Source organism: Novosphingobium profundi (assembly GCF_020524485.1).
Lineage (GTDB): Bacteria > Pseudomonadota > Alphaproteobacteria > Sphingomonadales > Sphingomonadaceae > Novosphingobium > Novosphingobium profundi_A.
The window spans coordinates 376,067-391,854 of record NZ_JAIVLF010000005.1; the positions used below are offsets into that span (position 1 = coordinate 376,067).

Sequence of the window (15,788 nt, forward strand, 5' to 3'; positions counted from 1 at the left end):
GAAACTCCTTGCAAACCTTGATGGCGATCAATGTTTGCAAGTCGCCGCGCGGCAATAGGCACAGTCACGCAGAGAGCCACAGAAGCTTTCGCAAATCGGGAGAAAACCGGCATCACGGCTAGGACAAGGCGTCCACTTCCGTACAAAGTCGATACGTCTATATGGGACAACGTTCTGGTCATGGACCAAGGGATAATGTATTGGCCCGCGATACGGGGTAGAGTTCGTCTTTCCATGGGAAAGTCCCGAAAGGACTGGACCGGGGGACGGATAGAGGCAAAGGTTAAGCCGGCGCAGAGCAAAAGGCATGACGGCGTAGAGCAGGACAAGGCTTTCGTGAACTACGATCAGATTTTCGACCAGGCGATCGATCGCCTTCACTCCGAAGGTCGCTATCGCGTCTTCATCGATATCCTGCGCAACAAGGGGGCCTACCCCAACGCCCGCTGCTTTGCCGGGCACAATGGCCCCAAGCCGATCACGGTGTGGTGCTCGAACGACTACCTTGCCATGGGCCAGCACCCCAAGGTGATCGAGGCCATGGAAGAGGCGCTGCACGACGTGGGCGCGGGCTCGGGCGGCACGCGCAACATCGGCGGCAACACCCACTACCATATCGAGCTGGAATCCGAGCTGGCCGACCTGCATGGCAAGGAAGGCGCGCTGCTCTTCACCTCGGGCTACGTCTCGAACGATGCGACGCTTTCCACGCTCGCCAAACTGCTGCCGGGCTGCGTGATCTTCTCGGACGAGCTGAACCACGCGAGCATGATCGCTGGCATCCGCAACGCAGGCTGCCCCAAGAAGATCTTCCGCCACAACGACCTTGAACACCTCGAGGAACTGCTGGCCGAGACCGACCCGGCCCTGCCCAAGCTGATCGCGTTCGAATCGGTCTATTCGATGGACGCCGACGTCGCCCCGATCCACGAGATCTGCGACCTTGCCGAAAAGTACAACGCGCTGACCTACATCGATGAGGTTCACGCGGTGGGCATGTACGGCCCGCGCGGCGGCGGCATCACCGACCGCGACAAAGCCGCGCACCGCATCGACATCATCGAGGGCACGCTGGGCAAGGCTTTCGGCGTCATGGGCGGCTACATCGCCGCCGACCAGAAAATCATCGACTGCATCCGCTCATATGCGCCGGGCTTCATCTTCACGACCTCGCTCTCACCGGTGCTGGTCGCGGGCGTGCTCGCCTCGGTGAAGCACCTCAAGAGTTCGAGCGTCGAGCGCGAGGCGCAGCAGAAGTCGGCCGCGATGATGAAAGCCAAGTTCCGCGAGGCAGGTCTTCCGGTCATGAACTCGACCACACACATCGTGCCGCTGATGGTGGGCGATCCGGTCAAGGCCAAGAAGATCAGCGACATCCTGCTCGCCGAGTACGGCGCCTACGTGCAGCCGATCAATTTCCCGACCGTACCGCGCGGCAAGGAGCGCCTGCGCTTCACGCCGGGTCCTGCACACACCGAGGCGATGATGGACGACCTCACCCGCGCTCTGGTCGAGATCTGGGAACGCCTGGAGATGCGCAAGGCCGCCTGAGCGCACCTGCGCCCCGGCCTTTCCCAGCAGAAAATTCCTTTTTGGCGCGGCTGGATAGCTTCCGGCCCGCCGCCCCCTTCCCTTATGCCCGCAAGGTCCCATCTAGAGGGTCACGCAAGGGCCGCACGTCTCGCGGCCCGTTGATCCGAGGACCCAATGGCAAAAATCTTCGCGCCGATCACGCTGGGCGATCTCACCCTTTCCAACCGCATCGTCATCGCGCCTATGTGCCAGTACTCGGCACAGGATGGCTGCATGACCGACTGGCATGCGATGCACATCGGCCAGCTCGCGCAATCGGGCGCGGGCGCCTTCACCATCGAGGCCACCGCGGTCAGCCCGGAAGGGCGCATTACCTATGCCGACGTCGGCCTGTGGGACGATGCGACCGAAGCCGCGATGGACAAGGTGCTGCAATCGGTGCGGCGCTGGTCGGACATGCCCATCGTCATCCAGCTCGGCCACGCGGGCCGCAAGGCCAGCTGCGAGAAGCCCTGGGACGGTGGCGGCCAGATCGCGCCTGACGCGGCAAACGGCTGGCAGACCGTCTCAGCCTCGGACATTCCCTTCGATGCCGACGACAACGCCCCCACCGGCCTCGACGCCGCGGGCTTGGCGCGCCTTCGCGACGCCTTTGCCAACGCCGCCGTGCGCGCCGCGCGCCTTGGCATCGATGCCATCCAGCTTCACGGCGCGCACGGCTACCTGCTCCACCAGTTCCTCTCGCCCCTCTCCAACCACCGGACCGACCAATACGGCGGCAACCTCGAAAACCGCATGCGCTTCCCGCTTGAGGTCTTCGACGCCGTGCGCGCGGCCTTTCCGGCGCAAAAGCCTGTCACCATGCGCATCTCGGGCACCGACTGGGTCGAGGGTGGCTGGGACATCGAGCAGTCCGTGGCGTTCTCGAAGGCATTGGAAGCGCGCGGGGTTGCGGCCATGCACATTTCCTCGGGCGGACTACACGTGGACCAGAAGATCCCTGTCGGCCCCAGCTACCAGGTTCCGCTCGCCCGCGCCGTCAAGGAGGCGGTGAACGTCCCTGTCATCGCGGTCGGCCTCATCACCGAGCCCGAACAGGCCGAAGCCATCGTCGCGACGGGCGATGCCGACATGATCGCGCTGGCGCGCACGGTTCTCTACGACCCGCGCTGGCCCTGGCACGCCGCCGCCGCGCTGGGTGCGCAAGTCAAGGCCGCGCCGCAGTACCTGCGCTGCCAGCCCCATCGCCTCAAGGACCTGTTCTCCACGTAAGAGCCTGAGCCACACGAAAAGGCCCCCGGAACACATCGTTCCGGGGGCCTTTTTCATTCCGTTCGGAAGCGACGCCTCAGCGCAGCGAGACCACGTTGTCCGACACGCGCGGATCCGCACGCTCGCCGGTGTAGAGGCTGGCCATCGGCTCATCCTCGACAATGACGACTTCCGCGCCGCCAAAGCCGTTGAACGCGGTCTTCATCGCCGCGCCATAGGCGCCCAGCATGCCGACCTCGATCCAGTCCCCCGCCTTGATGCCCGGGGGCAGCATGAAGGGGCCTTCCATGAAGTCGGCATCGTCGCAGGTGGGCCCGTAGAACGAGAAGGCTTCCAGTTCGGCCGCGTCCATCGCCGCATTGTCGTTGTCGACATCGCGCGGGATGTGGCGGACCGGGAAACGCCAGGCCACGTGCGCCGCGTCATAGAGCGCGCCGTACGCCCCGTCGTTGATGTACAGCTCTTCGCCGCGGCGCTTCTCGACCTTGACGATCAGCGAGTTGTACTCGGCCGACAGCGCACGGCCGGGTTCGCACCACAACTCCGCGTTGTAGGCAATCGGCATTGCCTCGAAGTGGCGGTGGATGATCGCGAAGTAGTCCTCGAGCGGCGGCGGTTCCATGCCCGGGTAGCTGGAGGGGAAGCCCCCGCCCACGTCGATCATGTCGATCACGACACCGGCATCAGCAATCGCCGCGCGCGCGCGCTCCAGCGCCTGGACGTAGGCAAACGGCGTCATCGCCTGGCTGCCGACGTGGAAGCACACGCCCAGCCAGTCCGCGACCTGACGGGTCGACTGGAGCAGCTGGCCCGCATCGACAAGGTCGACACCGAACTTGGAGGCGAGGCTGAGCTCGGAATATTCCGAGGAGACACGCAGACGCACGCACAGGCGCAGATCCTTCGCGCGCACACCGTTCTCGTCGGTGGTCGCGGCCACGATCTTGTCGACCTCTTCCTGGGTATCCAGGCTGAAGGTGCGCACACCGTGCTTGAAATAGGCCTCGCGGATCGCGCTCGCCGTCTTCACCGGGTGCATGAAGCACAGCGTCGCTTCGGGAAGCGTCGCGCGCACCATGCGCACTTCGGTGATGGAGGCCACGTCGTAATGCGTGATCCCGTTGTCCCACAGGATCTGGATCAGATCGGGCGAGGGATTGGCCTTTACCGCATAGAGCGACTTGCCCGGAAACTTCGTAGCGAAGAATCGGGCCGCGCGCGCTGCAGCGTGCGGGCGGTTCAGGATAACGGGTTCGTCAGGCGCGATTTCGCGCGCTACGGCCGGTGCGTCGAGATGTTGGAGCAATTCAAGGGACCCCCAGCGAAATTGTTAGCGACAAAGCTGCCTTGCGGTTTGGAAGTCCCCATGGGGCAGCGAGGGGCGGGATATAAGACTGATGCGCTGAATCGCAAGTGAAAAACCAAAGATTTCACGAAACCGTCACAAATGTCGGTTCACACGTACGAGAGCTTGCCAATCAGCCAAATTTTTCCTTTCCGTAACAACACGATGTTGCAGACCATCGATCCGCGCGGCGCCGCTCTCGCATGCGCCTCGAACCGACTCTATCAGCCGTTCCAAACGCAGAACTTAACGAGTCGCTCCGCACGATTCGCGTGGCACGTGCCCACCCGGCCCCTGTCCGGGACCAGCTGAGGGGCGCGCGCCTAACAGGCCTTGGCGTGCGTTTCAACCAAAGCTCAGCTCAGCCGGTTACGGAAATCCTCGTAGTCAAAGTGGCGGATGCACTCGAGCGCATCGGTCTCCGAATCCCACAGCCAGATCGAAGGCAGCGTGACCCCGTTGAAGGTCGTGGTCTTGACCATCGAGTAGTGCGCCTGGTCGAGGAACGCGAAGCGCGTGCCGGGCTGCGGGTCCTTGGGGAAGCGGTAGTCGCCGATGACATCGCCCGCGAGGCACGAAGGACCGCCCAGACGGATCGCCCCGCCCTCACCTTCATCGACCATGCCGTGATCGGCCGCCGGGATCTCGCCCAGCATGGCGGGGCGATAAGGCGCCTCGATCACGTCGGGCATGTGGCAGGTCGCCGAGATGTCGACAATGGCGACCGGCATGCCGTTCCAGCCCGTGTCGAGAACGGTGCCGACCAGGATGCCCGCATCGAGCGCCACGGCCTCGCCCGGCTCGATGTAGATTTCAGCGCCGGTATCCTCGGCCATGTCGGAGAGGAAGGTGATCAGCTCCTCGCGCTCGTAATCGGCGCGGGTGATATGGTGGCCTCCGCCCACGTTGATCCACTTGAGCTGGCCGAAAAAGGGTTCGAGGTAGTCGAACACCTTGTCCCAGGTGCGGTCAAGCGGGCCGAAGCCCTGCTCGCACAAGTTGTGGAAGTGGATGCCGTCGACAAGCTCGACATGCTCTTCGCTGAGCTGGTCGATGGGGAAGCCCAGACGCGAATGCGGCGCGCTGGGATCGTACTTGGCGACCTCGCCCTCGGGCTGCATCGGGTTGATGCGAAGGCCGATGTCGAAGGTCTCGCCGCGCGCCCGCGCGTTCTCGATGATCGCCGAGCAGCGCACGATCTGCTGGGGCGAATTGAAGATCACATGGTCCGACAGACGCAGGATCTCGTCCAGCTCATCGGGCTTGTAGGCCGCGCAGTAGGTCGCGATCTCGCCGTCGTAGAATTCGCTCGCCAGACGCGCTTCCCACAGCCCCGAGGTGCACACGCCATCAAGGTACTCGCCAATGATGGGCGCGGTCGACCACATCGAAAACGCCTTCAGGGCCGACAGCACCTTGGCCCCCGATCGCTCACCCACGTCCTGCAGGATCTGCAGGTTGGCGCGCAGCTTGGCCGCATCGACCACGAAGGCAGGGCTGTCGACGCGCGACAGATCGAAATGGGCAAAGGCGCCCGGATCACCGGCTTTGGTTTCCATGGTTCCCTAGTTCTCCAGCGCGGCCAGCGCCGCGCGGAGCACGGCCGTGGCGTCCTGGTCGAAACCGACCAGCAGGATAGTGTCGAAAGCTCCGGGATGTTCCCGAAGCGCATAGGCAATCGTGCTAACCGCGACTTGCGCCGCCCTCGCCGCGGGATAGCCATAAACCCCGGTCGAGATCGCCGGGAAGGCCAGCGTGCGCAAGCTTGCGCTGCGAGCCAGATCAAGGCTGGAGCGGTAGCACCGGGCAAGAAGCTCCGGCTCGCCCTGCTCCCCGCCATGCCATACCGGCCCGACGGTGTGGATGACGTGGCGCGCAGGAAGCTGGTGGCCTCGCGTCAGGCGCGCCTCACCCGTCGGGCAGCCCCCCAGTTCGCGGCACTCGGCCAGGAGCTGGGGCCCTGCGCTGCGATGGATGGCGCCATCGACGCCCCCACCGCCCAGCAGGGAGGAATTCGCCGCGTTGACGATGGCATCCACCGCCAGCTGGGTGATGTCCCCCTGCCAGACCTCGACACGGGTGCCGCCCAACTCCATCGACGCGCCGCGTGCGATCAGAACGGCAGAGGTTCGGCGAGTTCCTCGACGTGCCAGGGCAGGCCCTGCTCGCCCAGCATCTCCAGGAACGGATCGGGATCGAACTGCTCCATGTTGAACACGCCCTCGCCCTTCCACTTGCCCGTCAGCAGCATGGCCGCGCCGACCATGGCGGGAACACCGGTGGTGTAGGAGACGGCCTGGTTGCCGGTTTCCTCGAAGGCGTCTTCGTGATCGCAGATGTTCTTGATGTAGAACGTCTTCTCACCTGAACCGTCGAGCGCTTCGCCGGTCGCGATGTCGCCGATGTTGGTCTTGCCCTTGGTTGTCGAGCCGAGCGAACTGGGCTCGGGCAGGACCGCCTTGAGGAACTGCAGCGGCACGATCTCGACGCCGTTGTACAGGACCGGATCGATGCGGGTCATGCCCACGTTCTGCAGCACGGTGAGGTGCTTGATGTACTCATCGCCAAAGGTCATCCAGAAGCGGCCACGTTCCATCTCGGGCAGGAACTTGGCGAGGCTTTCCAGTTCCTCGTGGTACATCATGTACATGTTCTTGGGGCCGACCGCCTCGAAGTCGAAGGCCTGCTTGTTCGCCATCGCCGGGGTCTCGACGAACTCGCCGTTCTCCCAGTGGCGCGCGGGCGCGGTCACTTCGCGGATGTTGATTTCCGGATTGAAGTTGGTCGCGAAGGCCTGGCCGTGGTCGCCGCCATTGCAGTCGAGGATGTCGAGCGTGCGGATGGTCTTCAACTTGTGCTTCTTGAGCCACATCGCAAAGACACTGGTCACGCCCGGGTCGAAGCCCGAGCCCAGGAGGGCGGTGAGGCCGGCTTCCTTGAACTTGTCCTGGTAGGCCCACTGCCAGTGGTACTCGAACTTGGCCACGTCCTTGGGCTCGTAGTTCGCGGTATCCATGTAGTTGACGCCGGTCGCCAGGCACGCATCCATGATCGCGAGATCCTGGTAGGGCAGCGCGAGGTTGACGACGAGTTCCGGGCCGATCTGGCGGATCAGGTCCGAGGTCGCCGCGACATCGTCGGCGTCAATGGCGTAGGTATTGATCGTGACGCCGGTGCGGTCCTTGACCGATTCGGCAATCGCCTCGCACTTGGAGACCGTGCGGCTCGCAAGATGGATATCGCTGAAGATATCGGGATTCATGGCCATCTTGTGGACCGCGACCGAGCCGACGCCACCTGCGCCGATCACCAGAACCTTGCTCACCTGTCATTCTCCTTCGCCGCGAGCCGGGGAAAGGCCCGCATATAAGGGTCCTGCGTGACAACTCAACTGCGCGCCCTCCCCGATTTGCACATCAAGGTGCATGCAGGTGCGCTTTTCGAGGTGTCATAAAGCGTCCCCGAGACGTCATCGCGCGGTCACGCGAAGGCGGCACAGCGGTCACGAGACGCGACACACCCTCGCATCGGCAAAGGACATCCCGCCCGTGACCTCCCGCATGACCGCCACAGCCCCCGCCACGAAAGCCAACCTGATCGATGGCGCCGTCGTCCGCCGCGAAGCGCGCGCGGGCGCCAGGTTGCTCGACAAGGCCTTCGCGCTCGCCTTCAAAGGGCTGGTCTACGCCCAGATCTGGGAGGACCCGGTCGCGGACATGGAGGCGCTCGCGCTCGATGCCGACAGCCGCATCCTCACGATTGCGAGCGGCGGCTGCAACGCGCTCTCCTACCTCACCGCGAACCCGGCCTCGGTGACGGTGGTGGACCTCAACACCGCGCACGTTGCGCTCAACAAGCTAAAGCACGTCGCGATCCGCGAACTCACCACTTACGCCGAACTTCGCCGCTTCATCGCCGAGGCGGACCATCCGAGCAATGTCGCGATCTACCGCGAACGGCTTGCCCCGCACCTCGATGAAACGACGCGCCGCTACTGGGAAGGGCGCGACCTTGTCGGGCGCCGCCGTATCCGTGCCTTCACGCGCGGGATCTACAAGCAGGGTCTGCTCGGCGGGTTCATCGGCGCGGCGCACATGATCGCGCGCCTCTATCGCCTCGATCCGGCCGAGATCCTGGGCGCGGAAAGCGTCGAGGAACAGCGCCGCCTGTTCGACGAGCGCTTCGCCCCTGTCTTCGAGCGCCGCCTCGTGCGCTGGCTCACCAACCATCCCGCCTCGCTTTTCGGCCTGGGCATTCCGCCTGCCCAGTACGACGCGCTGGGCGGCGAGCAGCGCATGGCCGATGTGCTGCGCGCGCGCCTCGAAAAGCTCGCCTGCGGCTTTCCGGTCAACGACAACTACTTTGCCTGGCAGGCCTTTTCGCGCGGCTATGGCCGCACCTGCGAGGCGCCGCTCCCGCCCTACCTCCAGCGCGACAACATCCAGGCGGTGCGCGACCGTCTGGAGCGCGTGCAGGTGGAACATGCCAATTTCACAGAGACCGTGCGTGCAAGCGATCACGGCGCCTTCGACCGCTTCATCCTCCTCGATGCGCAGGACTGGATGAGCGACACGCAGCTGACCGACCTGTGGCACGAGATGACCCGAGTCGCCGCCCCGGGCGCGCGCGTCCTCTTCCGCACCGCGGCCGAACCCTCGCTGCTGCCGGGCCGGGTGCCCGACGCCATTCTCGATTGCTGGCACTACCGCGAGGACGAATCGCGCCGCGCGACCGAGGCGGACCGCTCCTCGATCTACGGCGGGGTCCACCTCTACGTGCGCAAGGGATAGGGCCATGGCCAGCCAGCCCCGCGATCACGCGCGCCTGATGGACACGATCTACCGCTGGCAGCGCCCGATCTATGACCTGACGCGCAAGTACTACCTGTTCGGGCGCGACCGGCTGATCCGCGAGCTGGACGCGCAGCCCGGCATGGCCGTGCTTGAACTGGGCTGCGGCACCGGGCGCAACCTTGCCCAGATCACTGAGGCCTGGCCCGGTGTCCGCCCGTTCGGCCTCGATATCTCGCGCGAGATGCTCAAGAGCGCGCGCAAACGCTTGGGTGGCCAGGGCGAACTGGCGCTTGGAGATGCGACGGCGTTCGATCCCATCGCCCTCTTCGGACGCGAGGGCTTCGACCGGATCGTCCTTTCCTACGCGATCTCGATGATCCCGGACTGGCAGTCCTGCGTAGCCCACGCGGCCGCCTGCCTCGCGCCGGGCGGCTCACTCCATATTGTCGACTTTGGCGACGCGGCGGGCCTCCCCCAACCCGCCCGGCGCGCGCTTCGTGCCTGGCTCACGAAGTTCCACGTCAGCCCACGCCATGCGCTACCCGATGTTGCCCGTGACCTTGCCCATGCCCACGGGCTTGCCTGTGACATTCAGGACGGCCCCATGCGCTATTACCAGTTGGTACGGCTGACACGCTGAGGCTATGAAACGGGGCATGACCGAGCCCCATCTACGCCATCCGACGCACGAAGGCGTCGAACTCGCCGCCCGCAAGGTCGCCGAGATCCTGCCCGAGACACCCCTGCTCCCCCTCGACATCGAAGGCACCACGATCTGGTGCAAGGCCGAGTGCCTGCAGCCCATCGGGGCCTTCAAGATCCGGGGCGCCTGGAACCGACTGACCGATCTCGACGCCGAGGCCCGCACCCGTGGGGTCCTCGCGGTTTCCAGCGGCAACCACGCGCAAGGCATCGCCTGGGCCGCGCGCAGGCTGGGCATTGCAGCGACCATCGTCATGCCGACCGATGCGCCCGCCGTGAAGCTCGCCAACACGCGCGCTCTTGGCGCCGAAGTGGTGCTCTACGACCGCCCCGGCGGCGTCGACCGCGATGAGGTCGCCCGCAAACTCTGCGCCGAGCGCGGCTCGACGCTCGTTCATCCCTTCGGCGATCCCTGGGTTATCGAGGGACAGGGATCGGTCGGGATCGAGATTGCCGCGCAGATGGGACACATGACCGGCCTTGGACCCGACCGGATCGTCACCCCCTGCGGTGGCGGCGGCCTCGCCGCCGGCCTTGCCCTCGCCTGCCCGGACGCCGCAATCATACCCGTAGAGCCCGAGGGCTGGGACGATGTCTGCCGCAGCTTGGCGGCAGGAAAGATCCTCCCCGTCGGGCCTGATGCCCCGCCAACAGCATGCGATGCGCTGCAGACACCCGCGACGCACCCCATCAACTTCGCGGTGCTTTCGCTGCACTGCCCCTTCGGGCTGACGGTTTCGCTTGCCGAAGTGCGCCGCGCCCAGCGCCTCGCCTTCGAGAAACTACGGCTGGTCGTCGAACCGGGCGGCGCGGCCGCGCTTGCCGCCGTTCTTGCGGGCAAGGTCGAGGTCGGCCCGCAAACCGCTGTTGTCCTCTCCGGCGGCAATACCGACGCGCAGGCCTACGCAAAGGTCTTGACCTCCACCGATTGACACGCGAGCCCACGCCATGGATTTCAACGACCAACTTCGCCGCTACTTCGGCACCGACGATCCCACAACCATCAGCCCCGGCGCGCTCGAGAGCGGACTGGAAAAGATGAAAGTGGACCTGGGCATGGAGAAAGATCCCGGCCGTCGCTTCGCGCTTTGGGCGCTCATACACATGTTCGGACAGGCGCCTGATCTCGACGTCGCCTTCAAGGACGAAGCCGAACGCGAGGCTGCGCGCAATTTCCTCGACCTGCTGGATCGAAATTCCTGAAACAGGTCCATAAGGTTTGAAGGAATAGTTCCGAGGGCCATCGCCCTCGGGCTCCCCAAACGGCCACACTCACCTCACTCGCGCTAATCTGGCTGGGAAAGGTGAGGTCGCCAATTCCGGGGTCAAGGGGCGATGGCCCCTTGAATCAAGACCTTCTTGTCTTTCTTCCTCCTACATTCCTGAACTTCGTCGCGCCCTATCACGGCGAAACGAAAAGAGCCCCGACCTTCCGGCCGGGGCTCTTTTCGTGTTTCGATCGTGCCTCCCACCGCTTCGCGGCGAAGACATGGGAAGGCTTATTCCTCGTCTTCTGCCGAGGGGCCCACCATCATCTCTTCGGAGAGGCCCTCGCGCTGGCCGCGGATCGCCTTCTCGAGACGCTCACAGACTTCCGTATTTTCCTTAAGGAAGTTCTTGGCGTTCTCACGGCCCTGGCCGATGCGGATCGAATCGTAGCTGAACCACGAACCCGACTTCTCGACGATACCCGCCTTCACGCCCAGATCGAGGATCTCGCCGATCTTGGAGATGCCTTCGCCGTACATGATGTCGAACTCGACCTGCTTAAAGGGCGGGGCCACCTTGTTCTTCACCACCTTCACGCGGGTGGAGTTGCCGATGATATCGTCACGATCCTTGATCTGGCCGGTGCGACGAATGTCGAGACGGACCGAGGCGTAGAACTTGAGCGCGTTGCCGCCCGTCGTCGTCTCCGGGTTGCCGTACATGACACCGATCTTCATGCGCAGCTGGTTGATGAAGATCACCATGCACTTGGAGCGGTTGATCGAGCCGGTCAGCTTGCGCAGCGACTGGCTCATCAAGCGGGCCTGGAGGCCGACGTGGCTGTCGCCCATCTCGCCTTCGATTTCCGCGCGGGGAACAAGCGCGGCGACCGAGTCGACCACCAGCACGTCGATCGCGTTCGAGCGCACCAGGGTGTCGGTGATCTCCAGCGCCTGCTCACCGGTGTCCGGCTGCGAGACGACCAGTTCATCGATGTCCACGCCCAGCTTCTTGGCGTAGACCGGGTCGAGCGCGTGCTCGGCGTCGACGAAGGCCGCCGTGCCGCCGTTCTTCTGCGCCTCGGCAATGACGTGCAACGCGAGCGTGGTCTTACCCGAGCTTTCCGGGCCGTACACCTCGATCACGCGGCCCTTGGGCAGGCCGCCGATACCGAGCGCAATGTCGAGCCCCAGCGAGCCGGTCGAGATCGCCTCGACCTGCATCGTTTCCTTCGAGCCCAGCTTCATAGCCGAGCCCTTGCCAAACGCACGGTCGATCTGTGCGAGTGCCGCGTCGAGCGCCTTCTGACGGTCCATCGCGTCCTTTTCCTTGCCTTCCTGGATCAGCTTGAGCTGAGCAGCCATAAAACTTCCCCTGTGCTACCGGGCTGACCGGAAAGGTCAACGTCACCGGGGACTATGTATTCCATTTGTTCTTCGTGAACAAGATGAGAACATCTGCATTTGAACAAATTTTAACCGCCTGCCGGTGGGCGTGCCGCGGACTGCATCGATCATGCGCATGGCGAAGGTGTGCACGCTCTGGCCGCACGTACCCCCGCCCCTAAACCTTCCGAAATGGGGACTTTTCGGCGGCGCACACTTCTACCACCCTCGGATGATCGCCTGTACGCCTTCGCCCTCTAGCGCCACTCACCGCCCGCCAACACCGGTCTCGAAGGCCAGCACATCATGGCCACAGCGACACGGATGCACGAACCGCCCGTTTCCACAGTTTCGAACAGATGCGCGCGGAGTCGGCGCTACTTTGCCGTGCGGGCCAGAACCTCGCCGACCTTTTCGGAGAGCTGCTGCACCGAAAACGGCTTGGGCATAAACCAGGCATTGGCGAGGCCTATTTCCTTGCGCAGCTGCTCCTCGGCATAGCCCGACATGAACAGCACCGGCATGCCCGGCACGATGGCGCGGATCTCGCGCGCCATGCCGGGCCCGTCGAGGCTGGGCATGACGACGTCGGAGACGACCAAGTCGAAGCCGCCCCCTGCCGCAATCACGTCCTCGACCTTGGCAAGGCCGTCCTCGCCATCCTCGGCGCAGGTCACTTCGTAGCCCTGACGTACCAGCGCGCGCTCGGCGATGATCCGCACGGTCACCTCGTCCTCGACGAGCAGGATGCGCCCTCCCCCGGCCCACTGGCTGGGCTCGACCTCGGCCTGGGTCTCGGGCGCATCGCCCTCTACCTGTGCGCCTGGCGCGGGATGGTAGACCGGCAGGTAAACTACGAAGCGCGTGCCCTTGCCCGGTTCGCTTTCAGCGAAGATGAAGCCGCCCGACTGCTTGACGATGCCATAGACGGTGGAGAGACCAAGGCCGGTGCCCTTGCCCTGTTCCTTGGTGGTGAAGAACGGCTCGAAGATCTTGCCGATGACCTCGGGCGGAATGCCGCCACCCGTATCCTCGACGATGAGCGCGGTGTAGTCACCTGCCGGGATGATCTCGCTGCGCGAGGTGCGCGCGTCGCTTGTCAGGACCTTGCGGGTAGAAAGCGTGAGCTTGCCCGAGCCGTCGCCGCGACCCTGCATGGCATCGCGAGCATTGACACACAGGTTGACGATCACCTGCTCGAGCTGCGTGGGGTCGGCGCGCACGGGGCCAAGGTCGCGGTCGTGCTTGACCACCAGCTCGATCTTCTCACCGATCAGGCGGCGCAGCATCTGCGCGACATCGGCGACGACATCGGGCAACTGGAGCACTTCGGGGCGCAGCGTCTGCTGGCGCGAGAACGCGAGAAGCTGGCGCGTCAGCGAGGCCGCGCGGTTGGAATTGGCGCGGATCTGCTGGATGTCGTCGTAGTCGGAATCGCCCGGAGTATGGCGCATCAGCATGAGATCGCAGGTGCCCAGAATCGCGGTCAGCACGTTATTGAAATCATGGGCGACACCGCCCGCCAGCTGGCCCACGGCCTGCATCTTGGTGGCCTGCGCGACCTGGCGCTTGAGACGCGTTTCCTCCGACGTATCCGTAAGCCCCAGGAGGACCGCCGCATCGCCCAGGCCGCGCACGCCTGCCAGGCTGAGCGAGACCGGATCCTCGGCCTGTGCGGACAGGCGCACGGCGATGTCGCCCGCGCTGGAGGGGCCTTGCGCAAAGCGTCGGATCGCTTCGGAGAGTGCCCGCTTGTCCTCGCGTACGACAAGGTCGGTGGGATAGGTCGGCGCCTCCTCACCCTCCCGGCCAGCCGCGCGCATGAAGGCGGAATTGGCAAAGAGCAGACGGCCGTCGCGATCCGCCATGGCGAGCCCCAGCGGAAGCTGCGCCAGAAGCGCTTCCAGATGCGGTGAAGCCCCGCTGCCTCCGGCGCGCGCGCCGATCCCCTGCGAGGCGGGAACCGCCAGCATCAAGGAAGGGGTCGTCGTCTCGTCGAGCGGGTCGGGCGTATCGGGATCGGCGACCGGCACGGCGTAGAGAACCATCGGCTCGCCGTGACCTTCGCTGCGGGCCCAGCTGATCGTATCATTCTCGTCACGGGCGAGAAGTTCGATGAAGTCGGTTCCGGCAAGGCTTGCCTCGGGATCGCCCGCCGCCTGTTCGGCAAAGAGCGCACTGGCCGCGCGGATCGTGCCATCTGGCTCGACCAGCGCCGCGGCGATGCCCGCCCGCGCAAGCCCCCGGCCAAGGCCGCCTTCAAGATGCTGGACGAAGCCCCCGACAAGATCGGGCGCCGACTGGGGGGTAAAGGTCCAGATCAGGAAATCGTCACCGCGCCCGGCCCGGCGCAGCTGCGCGGTCCAGAGCGGAGCACCGAGCCCGGATGTGGACTCGGCTGCGACATCGCACGCGGCCTGTCCATCGCGCAGGGCCATGCGCGTCGCCTGGGCGAGCCGCTCCTGCGAGGGCGCATCGAGCGCCAGCATCGGCGGCGCGCTCGCGACCCCGAACTGGCTCTCGAAGATGGTGTTGGCGCAGGTTAGCCGCCCGGCCCTGTCGGTAATCGCCACGGCCACGTCCGGACGCTCGATCGCGGCGACCGTGACCGACCAGTCGGGCTGGGCAAAATCGGGGCTGGCAACTTCGCCGCCGCGCCGGGACAGAGCGAAGGCCAGTCCTGCAAAAACGAGCATGGCCCCGCCAAAGACCGCGCTCAGCACCGGATCGCGGGTCAGGACCCAGACCAGGGCGAGGCTCGCGGCAAGGGCGCCGACCACGACGAGTACATCGATCAGGGAGCGGCGGCTTGCAGGCTGCGGCGTATCCTCGGCTGAGATCACTCGTCCTGTTCCGTCCTCATGTCCGGCGGCGTGCGCCCGCGCTTGCCCGGCTTGCGCAGGCGCCGCTCGCGCTGCTTGTGCCCGATCCAGTACCGCCATACCCAACCCGCGACAAGATATCCCAGCGCCGAGCTGACGATGGCGAGGATGACGAAGCCGAGCGCGGCCTGGCCTGCAGAATGGGCGAACCAGTTGACATCGTTCCACACGCTGCTGCCCTGCGCGGCGGCCTGCACCACTTCGTCAGCGCTTCCCGGCTTCAGGAAGAAGTGCCCGACCCGGTTCGCGACCACGAACCAGAAGGGCAGGGTCAGCGGGTTGGTCACGAAGGTGAGGAGCGCGGCGACCGCCACGTTCGCGCGGGCCGGAAAGGCCAGCAGGCAGGCCAGGAAGATCTGCCCGATTGGAATGATGAAGGCTGCAAAGAGGCCCAGCGCCACACCGCGCGGCACCGAGCGGCGGGTAAAGCGCCAAAGCTCGGGGCTGAGCGCCCGACCCGCGACCGGCGCAAGCCACTTGTTCCCCGCCACGTCTTCACGGCTCGGCATGCGCTTTTGCAGCGCCGCCGAAATCCGGTGGAGGAGAGATCCGTGGCTCACGAGACCAAACCGCCCTCAAGACCGAGGCGCAGGTCCGGGCGGCACTTGGCCGCGATCTGATCCTGGGCCGGCACGTGCCGGTCAAACCGGCGTGCCCGGCGCCCGAA

The 15,788-nt window shown here is 65.2% G+C and carries 13 protein-coding genes; 6 read left to right on the forward strand and 7 right to left on the reverse strand.

Annotation, left to right across the window (positions count from 1 at the left end; genetic code table 11):
- Nucleotides 1-336: 336 nt before the first annotated feature.
- Nucleotides 337-1,551: a 5-aminolevulinate synthase gene (gene hemA, locus LC060_RS15640; protein ID WP_226637126.1), complete on the forward strand. Its 1,215-nt coding sequence runs from the start codon at nucleotides 337-339 to the stop codon at nucleotides 1,549-1,551.
- A 156-nt stretch (nucleotides 1,552-1,707) separates the two neighbouring features.
- On the forward strand, nucleotides 1,708-2,805 hold the full coding sequence (locus LC060_RS15645) for an NADH:flavin oxidoreductase/NADH oxidase (RefSeq protein ID WP_226637127.1): 1,098 nt from the start codon (nucleotides 1,708-1,710) through the stop codon (nucleotides 2,803-2,805).
- 76 nt (nucleotides 2,806-2,881) lie between these two features.
- Here LC060_RS15645 and LC060_RS15650 read toward each other — a convergent pair whose 3' ends face one another.
- The 4 genes from LC060_RS15650 to LC060_RS15665 all read right to left on the reverse strand — a co-directional run bounded on the left by LC060_RS15650 (nucleotide 2,882) and on the right by LC060_RS15665 (nucleotide 7,475).
- On the reverse strand, nucleotides 2,882-4,111 hold the full coding sequence (locus tag LC060_RS15650; protein ID WP_226637129.1) for a type III PLP-dependent enzyme: 1,230 nt from the start codon (nucleotides 4,109-4,111) through the stop codon (nucleotides 2,882-2,884).
- Nucleotides 4,112-4,506: 395 nt separating this feature from the next.
- Nucleotides 4,507-5,709, reverse strand: coding sequence for a carboxynorspermidine decarboxylase (locus LC060_RS15655; RefSeq protein WP_226637131.1), 1,203 nt, complete (start codon nucleotides 5,707-5,709; stop codon nucleotides 4,507-4,509).
- 6 nt (nucleotides 5,710-5,715) lie between these two features.
- Nucleotides 5,716-6,246, reverse strand: a complete 531-nt coding sequence (locus LC060_RS15660; RefSeq protein WP_226637132.1) for an O-acetyl-ADP-ribose deacetylase — start codon at nucleotides 6,244-6,246, stop codon at nucleotides 5,716-5,718.
- Nucleotides 6,247-6,263: 17 nt separating this feature from the next.
- Complete coding sequence (locus LC060_RS15665) at nucleotides 6,264-7,475, reverse strand: saccharopine dehydrogenase family protein (RefSeq protein WP_226637134.1); 1,212 nt, start codon at nucleotides 7,473-7,475, stop codon at nucleotides 6,264-6,266.
- A gap of 235 nt (nucleotides 7,476-7,710) precedes the next feature.
- On the opposite strand from LC060_RS15665, the gene LC060_RS15670 reads away from it, so the two are divergent.
- The 4 genes from LC060_RS15670 to LC060_RS15685 are packed head-to-tail and all read left to right on the forward strand — an operon-like array spanning nucleotide 7,711 to nucleotide 10,848.
- The gene (locus LC060_RS15670) at nucleotides 7,711-8,940 is read left to right on the forward strand and encodes a DUF3419 family protein (protein WP_226637492.1); all 1,230 of its coding nucleotides are present in this window, start codon (nucleotides 7,711-7,713) and stop codon (nucleotides 8,938-8,940) included.
- A gap of 4 nt (nucleotides 8,941-8,944) precedes the next feature.
- On the forward strand, nucleotides 8,945-9,583 hold the full coding sequence (locus LC060_RS15675) for a class I SAM-dependent methyltransferase (RefSeq protein WP_226637136.1): 639 nt from the start codon (nucleotides 8,945-8,947) through the stop codon (nucleotides 9,581-9,583).
- A gap of 16 nt (nucleotides 9,584-9,599) precedes the next feature.
- On the forward strand, nucleotides 9,600-10,577 hold the full coding sequence (locus tag LC060_RS15680; protein WP_226637138.1) for a threonine/serine dehydratase: 978 nt from the start codon (nucleotides 9,600-9,602) through the stop codon (nucleotides 10,575-10,577).
- 16 nt (nucleotides 10,578-10,593) lie between these two features.
- Nucleotides 10,594-10,848, forward strand: a complete 255-nt coding sequence (locus LC060_RS15685; protein WP_226637139.1) for a hypothetical protein — start codon at nucleotides 10,594-10,596, stop codon at nucleotides 10,846-10,848.
- A 296-nt stretch (nucleotides 10,849-11,144) separates the two neighbouring features.
- Here LC060_RS15685 and recA read toward each other — a convergent pair whose 3' ends face one another.
- The 3 genes from recA to LC060_RS15700 all read right to left on the reverse strand — a co-directional run bounded on the left by recA (nucleotide 11,145) and on the right by LC060_RS15700 (nucleotide 15,681).
- Nucleotides 11,145-12,218: a recombinase RecA gene (gene recA / locus LC060_RS15690; protein ID WP_148628041.1), complete on the reverse strand. Its 1,074-nt coding sequence runs from the start codon at nucleotides 12,216-12,218 to the stop codon at nucleotides 11,145-11,147.
- A gap of 398 nt (nucleotides 12,219-12,616) precedes the next feature.
- Nucleotides 12,617-15,082 carry an ATP-binding protein gene (locus tag LC060_RS15695; RefSeq protein ID WP_226637141.1) on the reverse strand — a complete coding sequence of 822 codons (2,466 nt, stop codon included), beginning with the start codon at nucleotides 15,080-15,082 and terminating at the stop codon, nucleotides 12,617-12,619.
- On the reverse strand, nucleotides 15,079-15,681 hold the full coding sequence (locus tag LC060_RS15700; RefSeq protein ID WP_319005437.1) for a DUF2062 domain-containing protein: 603 nt from the start codon (nucleotides 15,679-15,681) through the stop codon (nucleotides 15,079-15,081). Before LC060_RS15700 ends, LC060_RS15695 begins: the two co-directional genes overlap by 4 nt.
- Nucleotides 15,682-15,788 lie beyond the last annotated feature (107 nt).

Bases quoted from the DNA above. Each gene is read 5' to 3' on its own strand.
- LC060_RS15670 (WP_226637492.1), top strand. From the start codon at position 7,711: ATGACCGCCACAGCCCCCGCCACGAAAGCCAACCTGATCGATGGCGCC.
- LC060_RS15685 (WP_226637139.1), top strand. From the start codon at position 10,594: ATGGATTTCAACGACCAACTTCGCCGCTACTTCGGCACCGACGATCCC.
- LC060_RS15645 (WP_226637127.1), top strand. From the start codon at position 1,708: ATGGCAAAAATCTTCGCGCCGATCACGCTGGGCGATCTCACCCTTTCC.
- LC060_RS15660 (WP_226637132.1), bottom strand. From the start codon at position 6,246: ATGGAGTTGGGCGGCACCCGTGTCGAGGTCTGGCAGGGGGACATCACC.
- LC060_RS15655 (WP_226637131.1), bottom strand. From the start codon at position 5,709: ATGGAAACCAAAGCCGGTGATCCGGGCGCCTTTGCCCATTTCGATCTG.
- recA (WP_148628041.1), bottom strand. From the start codon at position 12,218: ATGGCTGCTCAGCTCAAGCTGATCCAGGAAGGCAAGGAAAAGGACGCG.
- LC060_RS15675 (WP_226637136.1), top strand. From the start codon at position 8,945: ATGGCCAGCCAGCCCCGCGATCACGCGCGCCTGATGGACACGATCTAC.
- LC060_RS15680 (WP_226637138.1), top strand. From the start codon at position 9,600: ATGACCGAGCCCCATCTACGCCATCCGACGCACGAAGGCGTCGAACTC.